The sequence below is a fragment of the Pseudomonas frederiksbergensis genome (assembly GCF_017114915.1).
In the GTDB taxonomy this organism is placed as follows: Bacteria; Pseudomonadota; Gammaproteobacteria; order Pseudomonadales; family Pseudomonadaceae; genus Aquipseudomonas; species Aquipseudomonas frederiksbergensis_I.
Genome location: NZ_JAAUOE010000039.1, coordinates 1 through 15899, shown reverse-complemented (window position 1 = coordinate 15899; position 15899 = coordinate 1). Strand labels below are relative to the sequence as shown.

Genomic DNA, 15899 nt, shown 5'->3' with positions numbered 1-15899 from the left:
TTTCCCGGATTTGCCCTGAGGTTCTATCGACATGTCGGCCGTTCGCAGCAAAATTTGTGGGATTACCCGCATAGAGGATGCGTTGGCGGCGGTCGAGGCCGGAGCCGATGCCATCGGATTTGTGTTCTACGCCAAAAGCCCACGGGCCGTGACGTTCGAGCAGGCGAGGGCAATCATCAAGGCCTTGCCGCCGTTCGTGACCACCGTGGGTTTGTTCGTCAACGCCAGTCGCTGCGAGTTGGGAGAGATCCTCGATGCCGTGCCGCTGGACCTGTTGCAGTTCCATGGCGACGAAACCGCGGCCGACTGCGAAGGCTGGCACCGGCCGTACATCAAGGCATTGCGGGTCAAGGCCGGTGATGACATTGCGGCAGCGTGTGATGCATACCCAGGCGCCAGCGGTATTTTGCTCGACACCTATGTCGAAGGTGTTCCCGGCGGAACCGGTGAAGCCTTCGACTGGTCACTGATACCGCAAGGCTTGAGCAAGCCGATTATCCTGGCGGGTGGCTTGACGCCGGACAACGTCGCCGAGGCGATCGCTCGGGTTCGGCCTTACGCAGTGGACGTCAGCGGAGGGGTAGAGGCGAGCAAGGGCATCAAGGATCACGCAAAGATTCAGGCATTTATCAAAGCGGTACGCACGTCGTTGATGTGACGGCTGGCAGACTGCCGCCGTCCACTGCTCTGTACAAAAGAGGTACACCTGCACAAGGCAGGCATGGCTGAGAATTTTTTGGGTTGTACGCAGGTCGCGTCTCGCAGACCCGGCAATCCATTGATCATCGCCACACACATGAATTTAGCTCAAGGGCATACGCGGGGCTGCGAACCAGAGCGTTCGGGCCGCCGGTACTGGAGAAAGAAAGCATGAGCAACTGGTTAGTAGACAAACTGATCCCTTCGATCATGCGTTCCGAGGTCAAGAAGAGCTCGGTGCCTGAAGGTCTGTGGCACAAATGCCCGTCTTGCGAGGCGGTGCTGTATCGTCCGGAGCTGGAAAAGACCCTGGATGTTTGCCCCAAGTGCAACCACCACATGCGTATCGGCGCACGCGCCCGTATCGACATCTTCCTCGACGCTGAAGGGCGTGCCGAACTGGGCGCTGACCTGGAGCCGGTTGACCGTCTGAAGTTCCGCGACGGCAAGAAGTACAAGGATCGCCTGACCGCTGCGCAAAAGCAGACCGGCGAAAAAGACGCACTGATCTCCATGAGCGGCACCTTGCTGGGCATGCCGGTCGTGGTGTCGGCCTTCGAATTTTCCTTCATGGGTGGCTCGATGGGCGCCATCGTCGGCGAGCGCTTCGTGCGCGCCGCCAACTACGCCCTGGAAAACCGTTGCCCGATGATCTGCTTCTCTGCTTCCGGCGGTGCGCGGATGCAGGAAGCGCTGATCTCCCTGATGCAAATGGCCAAGACCTCCGCGGTGCTGGCGCGTCTGCGTGAAGAAGGCATTCCGTTCATCTCGGTACTGACCGATCCGGTTTATGGCGGTGTTTCCGCCAGTCTGGCGATGCTCGGCGACGTGATCGTTGGTGAGCCAAAAGCCCTGATCGGTTTCGCCGGTCCGCGCGTCATCGAGCAAACCGTTCGCGAAAAACTGCCGGAAGGCTTCCAGCGCAGCGAGTTCCTGCTGGAGCATGGCGCGATCGATATGATCATCCCGCGTCAGGAACTGCGTCCGCGCCTGGGCAACCTGCTGGCACAACTGACCGGCAAGCCGACGCCTAAATTCGTCGCCGCGCCAGTCGAGCCAATCGTGGTCCCACCGGTACCTGCGAACCTATGATCGAGCGCACCCTTGGCGAGTGGCTCGCCTACCTTGAACAGTTGCATCCTTCGGCCATCGACATGGGGCTGGAGCGTTCGCAACAGGTAGCGTCCCGCATGGGACTGGGCAAGCCGGCGTCTCGGGTGATCACGGTCACGGGCACCAACGGCAAGGGTTCTACCTGCGCTTTCGTGGCTTCGTTGCTGCGGGCCCAGGGCCTGAACGTAGGTGTCTACAATTCTCCGCACCTGCTGCGTTACAACGAGCGGGTGCAGGTCAATGGCATCGAAGCCACTGACGCACAGCTGTGCGAAGCCTTTGCGGCAGTCGAGGCGGGCCGTGGCGAGACCTCCCTGACTTACTTCGAAATGGGCACCCTGGCGGCATTCTGGCTGTTTCAACAGGCCGGTCTCGATGCGGTGGTGCTGGAAGTCGGTCTGGGCGGGCGCCTGGACACGGTCAACGTGGTGGATGCCGATATCGCGCTGGTCACCAGCATTGGTGTCGACCATGCGGATTACCTGGGCGATACCCGTGAATCCGTGGCTTTCGAAAAAGCCGGGATCTTCCGTCAGGGCGCGCCGGCGCTCTGCGGCGATCTGAATCCTCCCCAACCTCTGCTGGATAAGGCGCGCGAGCTCAATTGCCCGTTTTTCCTGCGTGGGCGCGATTTCGACCTGGGCATCACCGATCACAACTGGCAATGGCGCGGCCTCGATGCTCAAGGGCGTGAGGTCGAATTGCACGATCTGCCCTTGCTCGATCTGCCGATGGAAAACGCCGCGCTGGCGTTGCAGGCTTATCTGCTGCTTGGTTTACCTTGGGTGGATGCGCAGATTATTGACGCGCTGAAAGCGACGCGGGTGGTCGGTCGTCTTGATCGTCGTCAGATCGACTGGCAGGGCAGGCGTCTGAATCTGCTGCTGGACGTGGGGCACAACCCTCATGCGGCAGAATATCTGGCCCGGCGTCTGGCCAGTCGACCTCCGACCGGCAAGCGTCTGGCGGTGTTCGGTTTGCTGGCGGACAAGGATCTGGATGGTGTTGTCGGTCAATTGAATGCTAGTGTCCAGCATTGGGCTGTCGCCCCGCTGGATTCGCCGCGGGCGCGACCGGTTGCTCAGTTGCACGCGGCGCTGCAGAACCTTGGCGCCTCGGTAACGTCTTATGACAGCGTGGCCGCCGCCCTGGAAGGGCAGTGCGCGCAGGCGACGAGCGACGACGAGATTCTGTTGTTCGGATCATTTTATTGTGTCGCCGAGGCCCTTGAATGGCTGGCTCGGCACTCCACGGAGGAAGGGGCAAATGGCTTTGCTGGATAAGGCTTACAAGCAGCGCATGGTCGGCGCCCTGGTGCTGGTGGCGCTGGCGGTGATTTTCCTGCCGATGCTGTTTTCCCGTCAGGATGAACAGCGCCAGGTGACAGTCGACGCGCCTGCCGCGCCGCACGCACCCGCAGTGCCGCAAGTGCAGGTCGAACCGGTGGTGGTGCCTGAGCCGCAGGCATTACCGCAGGAGCCAGTGCCAAGCGACGACGAAATTGCCCAGCAGCAAGCGCCGTCGGCGCCGATTGCGCCAAGTGCTCCCGTAGCGCCAGCGCCACCGGCCGCCAAGCCGGTCACGCCGCCTGCGGCGCCAGTCGTCAAGCCTGCACCGGCACCAGCGCAGCCCATCGCTGCCGCACCGACCAAACCGGCCACCACCCCAAGTCGTGTCGATGCCAATGGCCTGTCGGTCAGTTGGTCGGTGCAACTGGCCAGCCTGTCGAGCCGTGAAAGCGCTGAAAGCTTGCAGAAAAACTTGCGCAGCCAAGGCTATAACGCCTACATCCGCTCTGCCGATGGCAAAAATCGGGTGTTTGTCGGACCGCTGATCGAGCGCGCGGAAGCCGATCGTCTGCGTGACTTGTTGAGTCGCCAACAGAACCTCAAGGGTTTTGTGGTGCGTTTCCAGCCTGAGCGCGGTTAAAACTATCGCCCCGATTGAAAAGCACTGACAATCTCAGCTTACCGACAGCCATGGGCTCTGCTAAAATGCGCCGCCTCATCTGTCTGTAGGCTGCACTGTGCTATTTACCTGGGTTGACTGGGCGATCGTTGCAATCGTCGCCATCTCCGCTTTGATCAGTCTGAGCCGCGGCTTCGTCAAGGAAGCACTCTCGCTGCTGACCTGGATCATCGCAGGAGTCGTTGCCTGGATGTTCGGTGGTTCATTGTCCGAGTACCTCGGCGGATACATTGCTACGCCGTCGGCTCGTGTGATCACGGGCTGTGCCATCATGTTTGTCGCCACTTTAATCGTAGGCGCAATGATCAATTATCTTATCGGCGAGTTGGTTCGCGTCACCGGGTTATCCGGGACCGATCGATTCCTCGGCATGGCCTTCGGCGCGGCGCGTGGCGCGTTGCTGGTGGTCGTGGCGGTCGGGCTGTTGAGCCTGGGGCCGGTACAGCAGGACGGGTGGTGGCAAGAGTCACAGCTCGTGCCAAAATTTCTATTGGTCGCAGACTGGTCCAAAAACCTGATCCTCGGGTGGAGCAGTCAGTGGCTTGCCAGCGGAATCAGCGTACCCGCTGATATTCCGTTCAAGGAGCACCTCTTGCCGACGGCCAAAACGCCTCAGTGAGTTGTGTTCAGTTCAGATCCATTAAGTAGGGGTTGCGTCGCATGTGTGGCATCGTCGGTATCGTCGGTAAGTCGAACGTCAATCAGGCGCTGTATGACGCGCTAACCGTCCTCCAGCACCGCGGCCAGGACGCTGCCGGTATCGTGACCAGCCATGATGGCCGGTTATTCCTGCGCAAGGACAATGGCCTGGTGCGTGACGTGTTCCATCAGCGTCACATGCAGCGCCTGGTCGGCCACATGGGCATTGGCCATGTGCGTTATCCGACCGCGGGCAGTTCGACCTCGGCCGAAGCTCAACCGTTTTACGTCAACTCGCCGTACGGCATTACCCTGGCGCACAACGGTAACCTGACCAACGTTGAACAACTGGCCAAGGAGATTTACGAATCTGACCTGCGCCACGTCAACACCAGCTCCGATTCGGAAGTGCTGCTTAACGTGTTCGCACACGAACTGGCCCAGCGCGGCAAGTTGCAGCCGACCGAAGAAGACGTATTCGCTGCGGTCACCGACGTACACAACCGTTGCGTCGGTGGTTACGCGGTCGTGGCGATGGTGACCGGTTACGGCATCGTCGGTTTCCGTGATCCGCATGGCATCCGTCCGATCGTCTTCGGTCAGCGTCACACCGACGAAGGCGTCGAGTACATGATCGCCTCCGAAAGCGTCTCCCTGGACGTGCTCGGCTTCACCCTGATTCGCGACCTGGCTCCGGGCGAAGCGGTCTACATCACTGAAGACGGCAAGCTGCACACCCGTCAGTGCGCGACCAACCCGTCGCTGACCCCGTGCATCTTCGAACACGTCTATCTGGCGCGTCCGGATTCGATCATCGACGGCGTTTCGGTTTACAAGGCCCGTCTGCGCATGGGCGAGAAGCTCGCCGAGAAGATCCTGCGCGAGCGTCCGGATCACGACATCGACGTGGTCATCCCGATTCCGGACACCAGCCGCACCGCGGCCCTGGAGCTGGCGAACCACCTGGGCGTCAAGTTCCGCGAAGGCTTTGTGAAGAACCGCTACATCGGCCGGACCTTCATCATGCCGGGTCAGGCTGCGCGGAAAAAGTCTGTTCGCCAGAAACTCAACGCCATCGAACTGGAATTCCGCGGCAAGAACGTGATGCTGGTGGACGACTCTATCGTTCGCGGCACCACCTGCAAGCAGATCATCCAGATGGCTCGCGAAGCCGGCGCCAAGAACGTCTATTTCTGCTCCGCGGCACCGGCCGTGCGTTATCCGAATGTCTACGGCATCGACATGCCGAGCGCTCACGAGCTGATCGCCCACAACCGTTCGACTCAGGACGTGGCTGACTTGATCGGTGCTGACTGGTTGATCTATCAGGATCTGCCTGACTTGATCGAAGCGGTCGGTGGCGGCAAGATCAAGATCGACAAGTTCGATTGCGCGGTGTTCGACGGCCAGTACGTCACCGGCGACGTCGACGAGGCTTACCTGAACAAGATCGAGCAGGCACGCAACGATGCCTCCAAGGTCAAGACCCAGGCAGTCAGTGCGATCATTGATCTGTACAACAACTGAGTAACTACCGGCCCTGAGGGGCCGGTTTTGTATCGACTAAATAAAGAGCAAGGCAAGGAGTGACAGCATGAGTCAGGATTGGGATGCCGGTCGGCTGGATAGCGACCTCGAAGGCGTAGCGTTCGATACCCTGGCCGTACGTGCCGGTCAGCACCGCACGCCGGAAGGCGAACACGGTGATCCGATGTTCTTCACTTCCAGCTACGTATTCCGTACCGCCGCCGACGCGGCCGCACGCTTTGCCGGTGAAGTGCCGGGCAATGTTTACTCGCGTTACACCAACCCGACCGTGCGCGCCTTCGAAGAGCGTATTGCTGCGCTGGAAAGCGCCGAGCAAGCCGTGGCCACGGCGACGGGCATGGCGGCGATCATGGCCGTGGTAATGAGCCTGTGCAGTGCCGGCGATCACGTGCTGGTGTCGCGTAGCGTGTTCGGTTCGACCATCAGCCTGTTCGAGAAGTACTTCAAGCGTTTCGGCATCGAAGTCGATTACGTGCCGCTGGCGGACTTGTCTGGCTGGGATGCAGCGATCAAGGCCAACACCAAATTACTCTTCGTCGAATCGCCGTCCAATCCGCTGGCTGAGCTGGTGGATATCACCGCGCTGTCGGAAATTGCTCACGCCAAGGGCGCGATGCTGGTGGTCGACAACTGCTTCTGCACGCCGGCGTTGCAGCAGCCGCTGAAACTCGGCGCGGACATCGTCGTGCACTCGGCGACCAAGTTCATCGATGGTCAGGGCCGTTGCATGGGCGGTGTCGTGGCCGGCCGCAGCGAGCAGATGAAAGAAGTCGTCGGTTTCCTGCGTACCGCCGGGCCGACCCTGAGTCCGTTCAACGCCTGGATTTTCCTCAAGGGCCTGGAAACCCTGGGCCTGCGCATGAAGGCGCATTGCGCCAATGCCCAGCAACTGGCCGAGTGGCTGGAGCGGCAGGACGGCATCGAGAAAGTCCATTACGCCGGTCTCAAGAGCCATCCGCAGCACGAGTTGGCCCAGCGTCAGCAGAAGGGTTTTGGTGCGGTGGTGAGTTTCGAGGTCAAGGGCGGCAAAGAGGGCGCCTGGCGCTTTATCGATGCGACTCGCCTGATTTCCATCACCGCCAACCTGGGCGACAGCAAAACCACCATTACCCACCCAAGCACCACCTCTCACGGCCGTCTGGCGCCGCAAGAGCGTGAAGCGGCGGGGATCCGTGACAGCCTGATCCGCATTGCGGTCGGTCTGGAAGACGTGGCAGACCTGCAAGCCGATCTGGCGCGCGGGTTGGCCGCCTTGTGATCGAGTTGTCCACGCCGAGCACGGGCACCCATGGCCGCGTCGCGCTGGTTACCGGTGCTGCGCGGGGCATTGGCCTGGGTATTGCGGCCTGGCTGATCAGCGAAGGCTGGCAGGTGGTGCTGACCGATCTGGATCGCGAGCGCGGGTCGAAAGTGGCGAAGGTGCTCGGCGAAAACGCCTGGTTCATCGCCATGGACGTCGCGAATGAAGCACAGGTGGCGCTGGGCGTGGCCGAGGTGCTGGGGCAGTTCGGGCGTCTGGATGCGCTGGTGTGCAATGCGGCGGTGGCCGATCCGCATAACATTACGTTGGAAAGCCTCGATCTGGCCTACTGGAACCGGGTACTGGCGGTGAACCTCAGCGGGCCGATGCTGTTGGCCAAGCATTGTGCGCCGTATCTGCGCGCTCACAGCGGTGCCATCGTTAACCTGGCCTCGACCCGCGCCGCGCAGTCGGAACCCGATACAGAGGCTTATGCGGCGAGCAAGGGCGGTCTGTTGGCCCTGACTCACGCTCTGGCCATCAGTTTGGGGCCAGAGATTCGCGTCAATGCGGTCAGCCCCGGCTGGATCGATGCGCGAGATCCGGCGGCACGGCGTGCCGAACCGCTGACCGACGCCGATCATGCGCAGCATCCGGCGGGCAGGGTAGGGACGGTCGAGGACGTGGCCGCGATGGTGGCATGGTTGTTGTCGAAGAATGCCGGTTTCGTCACGGGCCAGGAGTTTGTGGTCGACGGTGGCATGACCAAGAAGATGATTTATGAGCAGTGAGAAGCAGCCTCAAGCTGCAAGTCAAAGCGAGACGGTGGTGTGGCTGCTTTATGCGTAACCGCTTTTACTTGCAGCTTGAAGCTTGCCGCTAAAAGCTGTTTTTGAAAAAAACTTCAATCCTGCTATTGACTTAGCTTCGGTACCTGCGTAAATTTCGCGGCCTCGGAGATGCAAACGGGTGATTAGCTCAGCTGGGAGAGCGTCTGCCTTACAAGCAGAATGTCGGCGGTTCGATCCCGTCATCACCCACCACTTCCGAGAGTCTTGCGAAAGCAAGATGGAAGCTTTTAAAAGCCTCCACCGACGCGCAGCGGTAGTTCAGTCGGTTAGAATACCGGCCTGTCACGCCGGGGGTCGCGGGTTCGAGTCCCGTCCGCTGCGCCATATTTTCCGGGTCAGGTTTTCCTGTCTCGAGATTGAAAAGCCTCAAAGCTTTCAGTCAGACGAGTTAACTGGACGCAAGTCCAAAGCGACGCGCAGCGGTAGTTCAGTCGGTTAGAATACCGGCCTGTCACGCCGGGGGTCGCGGGTTCGAGTCCCGTCCGCTGCGCCATATTTTCCGGGTCAGGTTTTCCTGTCTCGAGATTGAAAAGCCTCAAAGCTTTCAGTCAGACGAGTTAACTGGACGCAAGTCCAAAGCGATACGCAGCGGTAGTTCAGTCGGTTAGAATACCGGCCTGTCACGCCGGGGGTCGCGGGTTCGAGNCGCAGCGGTAGTTCAGTCGGTTAGAATACCGGCCTGTCACGCCGGGGGTCGCGGGTTCGAGTCCCGTCCGCTGCGCCATATCTGCCTCAAGGCCTACTGAACGCCTTGAAGCTACGAAGCAAGCCACTGGTAAAACCGGTATTTGTTTCGAGTCGATAGCAAAGACCCTGGTCGAAAGACCGGGGTTTTTTGTGTCTACGATTTGGCTTTTTCTCTTCTCGCCTCTTCCTGGTCCGACCTTTCTGCATCTGCGATGCATAAAGGACTTGGTTCACGACGCTGACATTAATTAGAATCACTCTCATTTACGACTCCTTGGCACAGGGCTTCTTGAGATGAGTGATGCAGCGATGCCGAAGGAGCAAACCTTCCACGACCTGTACCGCGATCACCGTGGCTGGCTTGAAGGCTGGTTGCGACGACGCATGGGCGATGCCTGTGATGCGGCGGACCTCAGTCAGGATACGTTCCTGCGCGTACTGGCCAGCTCTCAACGGCTTGCCGACCTGCAGGAGCCTCGTGCCTATCTGCTGACCGTGGGCAAACGCCTGCTGAGCAATTTCTATAACCGTCGAAGCCTCGAACAGGCTTATCTGACAGCACTGGCGGCGTTGCCGGAAGACTGTGTGCCGTCGCCCGAGCAGCGCTGGTTGTTGCTCGAAACCCTGCAAGCCCTGGATGAACTGCTCGATGGGTTGCCAGTGGCCGTGCGCAGGGCGTTTCTCTGGAGTCAGCTGGAAGGCTTGAACTATCAGCAAATCGCCGAGCGCTTGCGGGTGTCGGAGCGCACGATCAAACGCTACATGGCGCAAGCCTACGAACATTGCCTGTTGGTGGAACTGTGAACAGTCCGGTGCCCGATGCCCGTCAGGCAGTGCGAGCTGCCGCGCAGTGGCTCGCCTTGCTGGAATCCGGGAGTGCCAACGAGCAGGATCGTGCGAATCTGCAGCGTTGGCGCGACAGTTGCGTCAGTCACGAGCAGGCCTGGCAGAAGGCTCAAGCCTTGCGTCAGCGATTTGCCAATCTGCCTTCAGCATTGGCGCTCAAAAGCCTGGATCGCCCCGAGCCGGGTCGGCGAGTGGTGCTCAAGCGTGCATTGGGTGCGGTGGCGTTAGTGCCGGCGGCTTGGCTGATCAGCCGGCAATTACCCCTGGAGGTCTGGCGAGCCGATTTGCACACGGCCACCGGGGAGCGCAAACAGCTGCAACTCGCTGATGGCAGTTCCTTGCAACTCAACACGGCCAGTGCCGTCGATGTGGATTTGCACAGCCAGCGCTTGAAGCTGATTGAGGGCGAGCTATCGCTGAAGGTGTCGGGCGCGTCGCCGCTGACGATTCAAACGAAGTTTGGGCAGATCATCGTCAGCCAAAGCGAAGTCTGTGTGCGTCAGGATGCGCGAGGTTGCCGCGTGTCGGTGTACAACGGCGCCGTGCAATTGCAGCCTTTGCAGGGGCCAGCGTTGGCTTTGCGCAGTGGTCAACAAGTCAGTCTTCAAGCGGCCGGCGTCGGGCTGATCAGCCCATTTGATGTGCTTGCACCCGGTTGGCGAGAAGGCGTGCTGATGGCAAAAAATCAGCCGCTGGGGGATTTCCTGCGCGAACTCGGCACTTATCGACCCGGTGTGCTGCGTTGGGAACCGGAGCTTGAAACGTTGCGTGTCACCGGCAGTTTCCGCCTGGACGACACCGATCGCGTCCTCGCATTGCTCGCGGCCAGCCTGCCACTGGAGGTGCATTCGCGTACGCGATATTGGGTTACGTTGCTGCCACGCAAAAATAGTGTGTGAAGCCTGTCCCCTTTTTTCGGGTCGCTTGTCATTTAAGGCATGTGAACGAATCAAGAGAGCTATTTCATGCCCGCAGTAATACCTTGCTGTCCGCATCCGGCTTCTTCCCGTCTGCGTCCGTTGCTGCACTTGAGCCTGTTGGTGGGCCTGAGTGCCAGTCCGTTGTTCATCACTGCCAGTTGGGCCGTAGACAGTGCCCGGCGCAATTATCAGGTGCCTGCTGGCAGCCTGAGTGATGCGCTGACCCGCTTCGCCGGTCTGTCTGGCGTCAATCTATCGGTCGACCCGGCACTGGTGGGCGGTCGCACCAGCCCCGGTCTTTCCGGCGAATACGCGGTCGAGGAGGGCTTTACCCGGCTGTTGCAGGGTTCCGGTCTGCAGCTGCAGCCCGCGGGCGAACAGGCCTACATCCTGGCCCCAGCGCCAGAAGGCAGCAGCCTGCAACTGGCCCCCACTTCGATTCTCGGTGCTGCGGGCGGGGCGGACGGCGATCCGTATGCCGGTGGTCAGGTCGCACGCCGCGGTTCGCAAGGCTTGTTGGGCTCGAAAGACTTCATGGAAACGCCGTTCAGCATGACCACCTACACCAGCGAGGTGGTCAAAAACCAGCAGGCTCGTACCTTGGGCGATCTGATCGCCAATGATCCCTCGGTACGCGCGACCAACCCGGCGGGTGGGCGTTATGAGCAATTCACCATTCGTGGGTTCAGCCTGTTCAACAGTGATGTCGCCTACAACGGTCTCTACGGCGTCCTGCCGACCTATACCATCGACATGGAGATGGCCGACCGCGTCGACATCCTCAAAGGCCCGACCCAGCTCATCAACGGCATCTCGCCGCGGGGCAGTGTGGGTGGCGGAATCAACGTGGTGCCCAAGCGCGCGACCGACAAACCCATCACTTCGTTTACCGGTAGCTACGCTTCCGACAGCCAGCTCGGCGGTGCCGTGGATGTCGGTCGGCGCTTTGGTGAAGACAACAAGTTCGGTATTCGTTTCAACGGCGTGAAGCAGTCCGGCGACACCGAATGGGACCATCAGAGTGTCGACCGCGAGATGGCCGTGCTGGGCCTGGATTTTCGCGGTGAACGCCTGCGACTCTCGACGGACCTCGGGCGCACCGAGCGTGAAACCGACGCCCCGCAGGAGCGCGTGCAGGTCGGCGCCGATGCGAAAGTCCCGAATGCGAACGATGTCCGCCACAACTATGCACAGCCCTGGAGCAAGGCGCGTACCCGTGACACTTTCGGGACGGTGAACGGCGAATTCGATGTCAGCGATTCTGTCATGCTGTACGGCGGTGTGGGCGCGCGTAAAAGCGACCATGACTTTCTGCGGCATGCCGTTGCGGTCACCAACGACGCCGGCGATTTCAGCATTCAGCCGCGTGACTTCACCCGTGACGAAAATGTCCGGACGGCCACGGCAGGGGTGCGCAACTGGTTTCATACCGGCCCGGTGAGCCATGAAGTCAACCTGGCCGCCAGCTATTTCTACATGGACTTCGAAAATGGCGGCGCCCGTTATGCCGCGGCCCGCAGCAACCTCTACGACCCCGTGGAAACACCAACGCCTGTAAGACCCACTCGATTCGACTCGAAGGTCTACACCGAGAACCGCTTCAGTGGCGTGGCGTTGTCCGACACCCTGGGTTTCTTCGATGACCGGCTGCTGCTGACCCTCGGCGCCCGCTGGCAGCGCGTGAAGGTTGATGACTGGGCGGATGATGTCAAAGGCGACACGGCCTACGATGAGGAAAAGGTTTCGCCTTCGGGCGGCATCCTGTTCAAGGCAACCGATAAGCTGTCGCTGTATGCCAACTACATGGAGGGCCTGAGCCAGGGCAAGATCGCACCGTCGACCTCTGTGAACGAGGACGAGATATTCCCGCCATTCATCAGCCGGCAGGTCGAGGTCGGCGCCAAGTATGACGCGGGTGCATTCGCCGTGACCGCCGCGGTGTTCCGGATCAAGCAGCCGGCCTATGAGACCAACGCCACGACGCGAGTTTTCGGCCCGAACGGCAAGCGTCAAAACGACGGTGTGGAACTGAGTGTGTTCGGCGAACCGTTCAAAGGTTTTCGCCTGCTCGGCGGTGTCATGTACATCGACAGCGAGTTGACCGACACCACCAATGGCACCTTCGACGGCAACCGGGCGCCCGCCACGCCGAAATACAACGTCAACCTGGGCGCCGAGTGGGATGTGCCGACCGTACAGGGCCTGACCCTGACCAGCCGCGGCATCTACTCCAGCTCGCAGTATCTGGACCAGTCCAACAGCAAGGAAATCGACTCCTGGGCGCGTTTCGACGTGGGTGCACGCTACGCGTTCAAGGTCGACGAAAAGAACATCACCCTGCGTGCCAATGTCGAGAACGTGGCGGACAAGCGCTACTGGAGTTCGGCGGGAGCCTCGGATGATAGCGAGCCCGGCTTGACGCTCTCGACCCCACGAACCTACCGGGTTTCGGCGACGGTCGACTTCTGAATCAGTGACGGGTCTGACTTCCCCGGCGGATACAAAAAGGGGCCGCATTCAGCGGCCCCTATTCAGCGCTATCGGTCAGTATCCGAACTTGTCCCGCAATCCGTAATACCAGGCGCCCAACGCCGCGAACGGCGTGCGCAGCAATTGCCCGCCGGGGAACGGGTAATGGGGCAGGTCGGCAAAGGCGTCGAAGCGCTCGGCCTGACCGCGCAATGCTTCGGCCAGTACTTTGCCCGCCAGGTGCGTATACGTCACGCCGTGGCCGCTGCACCCCTGGGAGTAGTAGATGTTGTCGCCCAAACGTCCGACCTGGGGAAGGCGCGACAGGGTCAGCAGGAAATTGCCGGTCCAGGCGTAATCGATTTTCACGTCCTTGAGCTGCGGGAAGGCCTTGAGCATCTTCGGTCGAATGATCGCCTCGATGTTTGCCGGATCCCGCGCGCCATACACCACGCCGCCGCCGAAAATCAGGCGTTTATCAGCGCTCAGACGGTAGTAGTCGAGCAGGTAGTTACAATCTTCGACGCAGTAGTCCTGAGGCAACAACTGTTTGGCCAATTCATCGCCCAAGGGTTCGGTGGTGATCACTTGAGTCCCGCAAGGCATCGACTTGGCCGCCAGCTCCGGCACCAGATTGCCGATGTACGCGTTACCCGCGACGATGATGAATTTGGCCCTGACCTTGCCCTGAGGCGTATGCACCGCCGGATTGGCGCCGCGCTCGATGCGCACCGCCGGCGATTGCTCGTAAATAGTGCCGCCCAGTGACTCCACGGCTGCTGCCTCACCGAGGGCAAGGTTGAGCGGATGAATATGCCCGCCGCTCATGTCGAGCATGCCGCCGACGTATTGATCGCAAGCCACCACTTCACGGATGCGACGTTGATCCAGCAGCTCAAGTTGTGAGTGGCCGAAACGTTCCCACAGGCGCTTCTGGGACTCCAGATGGCCCATCTGCCTGGCGGTAAGGGCGGCGAACACACCGCCATCCTTCAAGTCGCACTGGATGTTGTATTTGGCCACTCGCTCACGAATGATCCGCCCACCCTCGAACGCCATTTGCCCCAGCAGCTGAGCTTGTTTGGGGCCGACACTGCGCTCGATCACATCGATGTCACGGCTGTAGCTGTTAACGATCTGGCCACCGTTGCGTCCAGACGCACCGAAACCGACCTTGGCGGCTTCCAGCACCGTTACCTTGAAACCGTTTTCCAGCAGAAACAGGGCAGAGGACAGGCCGGTGTAACCAGCGCCGATTACACAGACATCAGTCTCCACATCATCCTGCAAGGCCGGACGCGGTGGCGCCGCATTGGCCGATGCGGCGTAATAGGACTCTGGGTAGGGGGTGTTCGCCATCCTGCAGCCTCTGTTTAATATATTTTACGAATGCATCGATCCTACCCGAGTTAAAAATCGGCCGCCAGCCACCGGAAAATCTTCTTTGCCACAGCAAAATTAAATATTTTGCATATTCATAGGGTTAGGTGAAAAAAAGGTGTTGACACCCCTCCGGAATTCCGTAGAATGCCGCCTCACAGCAGGCACGTAGCTCAGTTGGTTAGAGCACCACCTTGACATGGTGGGGGTCGTTGGTTCGAGTCCAATCGCGCCTACCAAACAAAATCCGCTCTGCTGGGCGGTCTGGAAGGGCTCACCGAAAGGTGGGCCCTTTTTTGTTGCCTGCGATTTGCAAAGCCCTCACTCAAAAATGCCAACTTGGCACCCCCACCTCCAGTAAACACAGTTTCTGAACTAATACCGCCATAGCCGTCTACATTTGCAGGGGACATCCCTTTTCTGAGAGAACGGATATGTTTAGATCTCGCTCGTTGATCGCCGCTATGACGTGTCTTGCCCTGGTGTCCGGTTCAGTGACTGCATTGGCCGATCCGGGAAACGGGAAGGGCCAGGGAAGCGGCAAGGGAAATCCACAGTACAACCAGGGCCATGGCAACAAAGGGAAAGGTTCAGGGGGGGACGATTGGAGTCACGGCCCGAGCATCAACCACGGCAGCATCCTTGGGATTGTGGGTGGTTATCGCGATTACTGGAGCCCCGGACCCGCCTTACCGCCCGGTATCCAGAAAAACCTCGCACGCGGAAAACCTCTACCGCCGGGGATCGCCAAAAAACTCGACGGTCGATTGCTCGGCCAGCTTCCCCACTACGATGGCTACGAGTGGCGACAGGCGGGTACAGACTTGATATTGGTGGCCATTGCTACCGGGATCATCTACGAAGTTCTCAATGGTGCGTTCGATTGATGTGAAAACGGCAAATTCCAATCGCGCTCTTGCGGCATAACGACCAGCAACATCACGGGAAGCAGTGTGCAGGATCGATAATTGCACATTGCCTGCCCGTTGGTCGCCGGCCTTTGAACTGTATGGGGCCGAATCGGTCAATTGTTCCGTGCAATATCAACCTCCACGGAACCCCACCATGTTATTAAAAAACAAGAGTCTTGCTGCTGTTATGTCATGCGTGATGATGCTTGCAGCCGCCCCGTTATTGCCCGCTGATCTGTCCATCATGAGCTCTGCCTACGCGAAGGATGGTGGCGGTGGTGGCGGTGGCGGTGGCGGTGGCAATGGCGGTGGCGGCGGTGGTGGTAACGGTGGCGGCAATGGCGGCGGTAACGGCGGTGGTCATGGTGGCAGCGGCGGCCACGGTGGTTCCGGTCATTCCGGCGGTGTCAGCAGCAATGGTCGTGGTGCAGGCTTGAGCAGCGACCACGTCGGCCGTGGTGCAGGCCTGAGTAGCGATCATGCTGGCAAGTCCGTCCGGGACCATGGCCTCAGTGGCAACCACTATGGTCGCGATCGTAACAGTGACAGGGGTAACCGCTATGGTAGCGACCGCGGCCATGGCTCGGTCACTTCGGGCATTGCGCATGGGGACACGCGAGGAGTGGCG

General features: G+C 60.2%; 14 protein-coding genes and 5 tRNA genes. 18 read left to right on the top strand and 1 reads right to left on the bottom strand.

Annotated features, from left to right (window positions below; all coding sequences use genetic code 11):
• Nucleotides 1–31 precede the first annotated feature (31 nt).
• The 15 genes from HCU66_RS22310 to HCU66_RS22240 all read left to right on the top strand — a co-directional run bounded on the left by HCU66_RS22310 (nt 32) and on the right by HCU66_RS22240 (nt 12980).
• The gene (locus HCU66_RS22310; RefSeq protein WP_205890609.1) at nt 32–658 is read left to right on the top strand and encodes a phosphoribosylanthranilate isomerase; all 627 of its coding nucleotides are present in this window, start codon (nt 32–34) and stop codon (nt 656–658) included.
• 212 nt (nt 659–870) lie between these two features.
• Nucleotides 871–1791 (top strand): acetyl-CoA carboxylase, carboxyltransferase subunit beta, encoded by a 921-nt coding sequence (accD, locus tag HCU66_RS22305; RefSeq protein ID WP_007935172.1) that lies wholly within the window; start codon nt 871–873, stop codon nt 1789–1791.
• Entirely contained in the window at nt 1788–3095 is a 1308-nt protein-coding gene (gene folC / locus HCU66_RS22300) for a bifunctional tetrahydrofolate synthase/dihydrofolate synthase (RefSeq protein WP_205890608.1), read from the top strand. Before accD ends, folC begins: the two co-directional genes overlap by 4 nt.
• Nucleotides 3079–3741: an SPOR domain-containing protein gene (locus HCU66_RS22295; protein ID WP_205890607.1), complete on the top strand. Its 663-nt coding sequence runs from the start codon at nt 3079–3081 to the stop codon at nt 3739–3741. Before folC ends, HCU66_RS22295 begins: the two co-directional genes overlap by 17 nt.
• Nucleotides 3742–3838: 97 nt before the next feature.
• Entirely contained in the window at nt 3839–4399 is a 561-nt protein-coding gene (locus HCU66_RS22290; RefSeq protein WP_205890606.1) for a CvpA family protein, read from the top strand.
• 41 nt (nt 4400–4440) lie between these two features.
• Nucleotides 4441–5946 carry an amidophosphoribosyltransferase gene (gene purF / locus HCU66_RS22285; protein WP_108217777.1) on the top strand — a complete coding sequence of 502 codons (1506 nt, stop codon included), beginning with the start codon at nt 4441–4443 and terminating at the stop codon, nt 5944–5946.
• Nucleotides 5947–6013: 67 nt separating this feature from the next.
• Nucleotides 6014–7225 carry an O-succinylhomoserine sulfhydrylase gene (locus tag HCU66_RS22280; RefSeq protein WP_205890605.1) on the top strand — a complete coding sequence of 404 codons (1212 nt, stop codon included), beginning with the start codon at nt 6014–6016 and terminating at the stop codon, nt 7223–7225.
• On the top strand, nt 7222–7998 hold the full coding sequence (locus HCU66_RS22275; RefSeq protein ID WP_205890604.1) for an SDR family oxidoreductase: 777 nt from the start codon (nt 7222–7224) through the stop codon (nt 7996–7998). Before HCU66_RS22280 ends, HCU66_RS22275 begins: the two co-directional genes overlap by 4 nt.
• Before the next feature lie 176 nt (nt 7999–8174).
• Nucleotides 8175–8250 (top strand) — tRNA-Val (locus HCU66_RS22270).
• 55 nt (nt 8251–8305) lie between these two features.
• Nucleotides 8306–8382, top strand: a tRNA-Asp gene (locus HCU66_RS22265).
• 92 nt (nt 8383–8474) lie between these two features.
• Nucleotides 8475–8551, top strand: a tRNA-Asp gene (locus HCU66_RS22260).
• Nucleotides 8552–8705: 154 nt separating this feature from the next.
• Nucleotides 8706–8782, top strand: a tRNA-Asp gene (locus tag HCU66_RS22255).
• Between the two features lie 257 nt (nt 8783–9039).
• Nucleotides 9040–9549, top strand: coding sequence for a sigma-70 family RNA polymerase sigma factor (locus HCU66_RS22250; RefSeq protein WP_205890603.1), 510 nt, complete (start codon nt 9040–9042; stop codon nt 9547–9549).
• Complete coding sequence (locus HCU66_RS22245; RefSeq protein WP_205890602.1) at nt 9546–10490, top strand: FecR domain-containing protein; 945 nt, start codon at nt 9546–9548, stop codon at nt 10488–10490. Before HCU66_RS22250 ends, HCU66_RS22245 begins: the two co-directional genes overlap by 4 nt.
• Nucleotides 10491–10556: 66 nt before the next feature.
• On the top strand, nt 10557–12980 hold the full coding sequence (locus HCU66_RS22240; protein WP_205890601.1) for a TonB-dependent receptor: 2424 nt from the start codon (nt 10557–10559) through the stop codon (nt 12978–12980).
• A gap of 75 nt (nt 12981–13055) precedes the next feature.
• On the opposite strand, the gene HCU66_RS22235 is transcribed toward HCU66_RS22240, so the two are convergent.
• Nucleotides 13056–14339, bottom strand: coding sequence for an NAD(P)/FAD-dependent oxidoreductase (locus HCU66_RS22235; RefSeq protein ID WP_205890600.1), 1284 nt, complete (start codon nt 14337–14339; stop codon nt 13056–13058).
• Nucleotides 14340–14522: 183 nt separating this feature from the next.
• On the opposite strand from HCU66_RS22235, the gene HCU66_RS22230 reads away from it, so the two are divergent.
• The 3 genes from HCU66_RS22230 to HCU66_RS27210 all read left to right on the top strand — a co-directional run.
• Nucleotides 14523–14599, top strand: a tRNA-Val gene (locus HCU66_RS22230).
• A 195-nt stretch (nt 14600–14794) separates the two neighbouring features.
• A complete protein-coding gene (locus tag HCU66_RS22225; RefSeq protein WP_205890599.1) occupies nt 14795–15247 on the top strand; it encodes an anti-virulence regulator CigR family protein in 453 nt (150 codons plus the stop codon).
• A gap of 178 nt (nt 15248–15425) precedes the next feature.
• The coding region (locus HCU66_RS27210) for a hypothetical protein (protein ID WP_241015624.1) at nt 15426–15899 on the top strand (474 nt) is incomplete at its 3' end.

Coding starts and splice junctions, on each gene's coding strand:
- HCU66_RS22310 (WP_205890609.1), top strand. CDS start 32: ATGTCGGCCGTTCGCAGCAAAATTTGTGGGATTACCCGCATAGAGGAT.
- accD (WP_007935172.1), top strand. CDS start 871: ATGAGCAACTGGTTAGTAGACAAACTGATCCCTTCGATCATGCGTTCC.
- folC (WP_205890608.1), top strand. CDS start 1,788: ATGATCGAGCGCACCCTTGGCGAGTGGCTCGCCTACCTTGAACAGTTG.
- HCU66_RS22295 (WP_205890607.1), top strand. CDS start 3,079: ATGGCTTTGCTGGATAAGGCTTACAAGCAGCGCATGGTCGGCGCCCTG.
- purF (WP_108217777.1), top strand. CDS start 4,441: ATGTGTGGCATCGTCGGTATCGTCGGTAAGTCGAACGTCAATCAGGCG.
- HCU66_RS22280 (WP_205890605.1), top strand. CDS start 6,014: ATGAGTCAGGATTGGGATGCCGGTCGGCTGGATAGCGACCTCGAAGGC.
- HCU66_RS22250 (WP_205890603.1), top strand. CDS start 9,040: ATGAGTGATGCAGCGATGCCGAAGGAGCAAACCTTCCACGACCTGTAC.
- HCU66_RS22240 (WP_205890601.1), top strand. CDS start 10,557: ATGCCCGCAGTAATACCTTGCTGTCCGCATCCGGCTTCTTCCCGTCTG.
- HCU66_RS22235 (WP_205890600.1), bottom strand. CDS start 14,339: ATGGCGAACACCCCCTACCCAGAGTCCTATTACGCCGCATCGGCCAAT.
- HCU66_RS22225 (WP_205890599.1), top strand. CDS start 14,795: ATGTTTAGATCTCGCTCGTTGATCGCCGCTATGACGTGTCTTGCCCTG.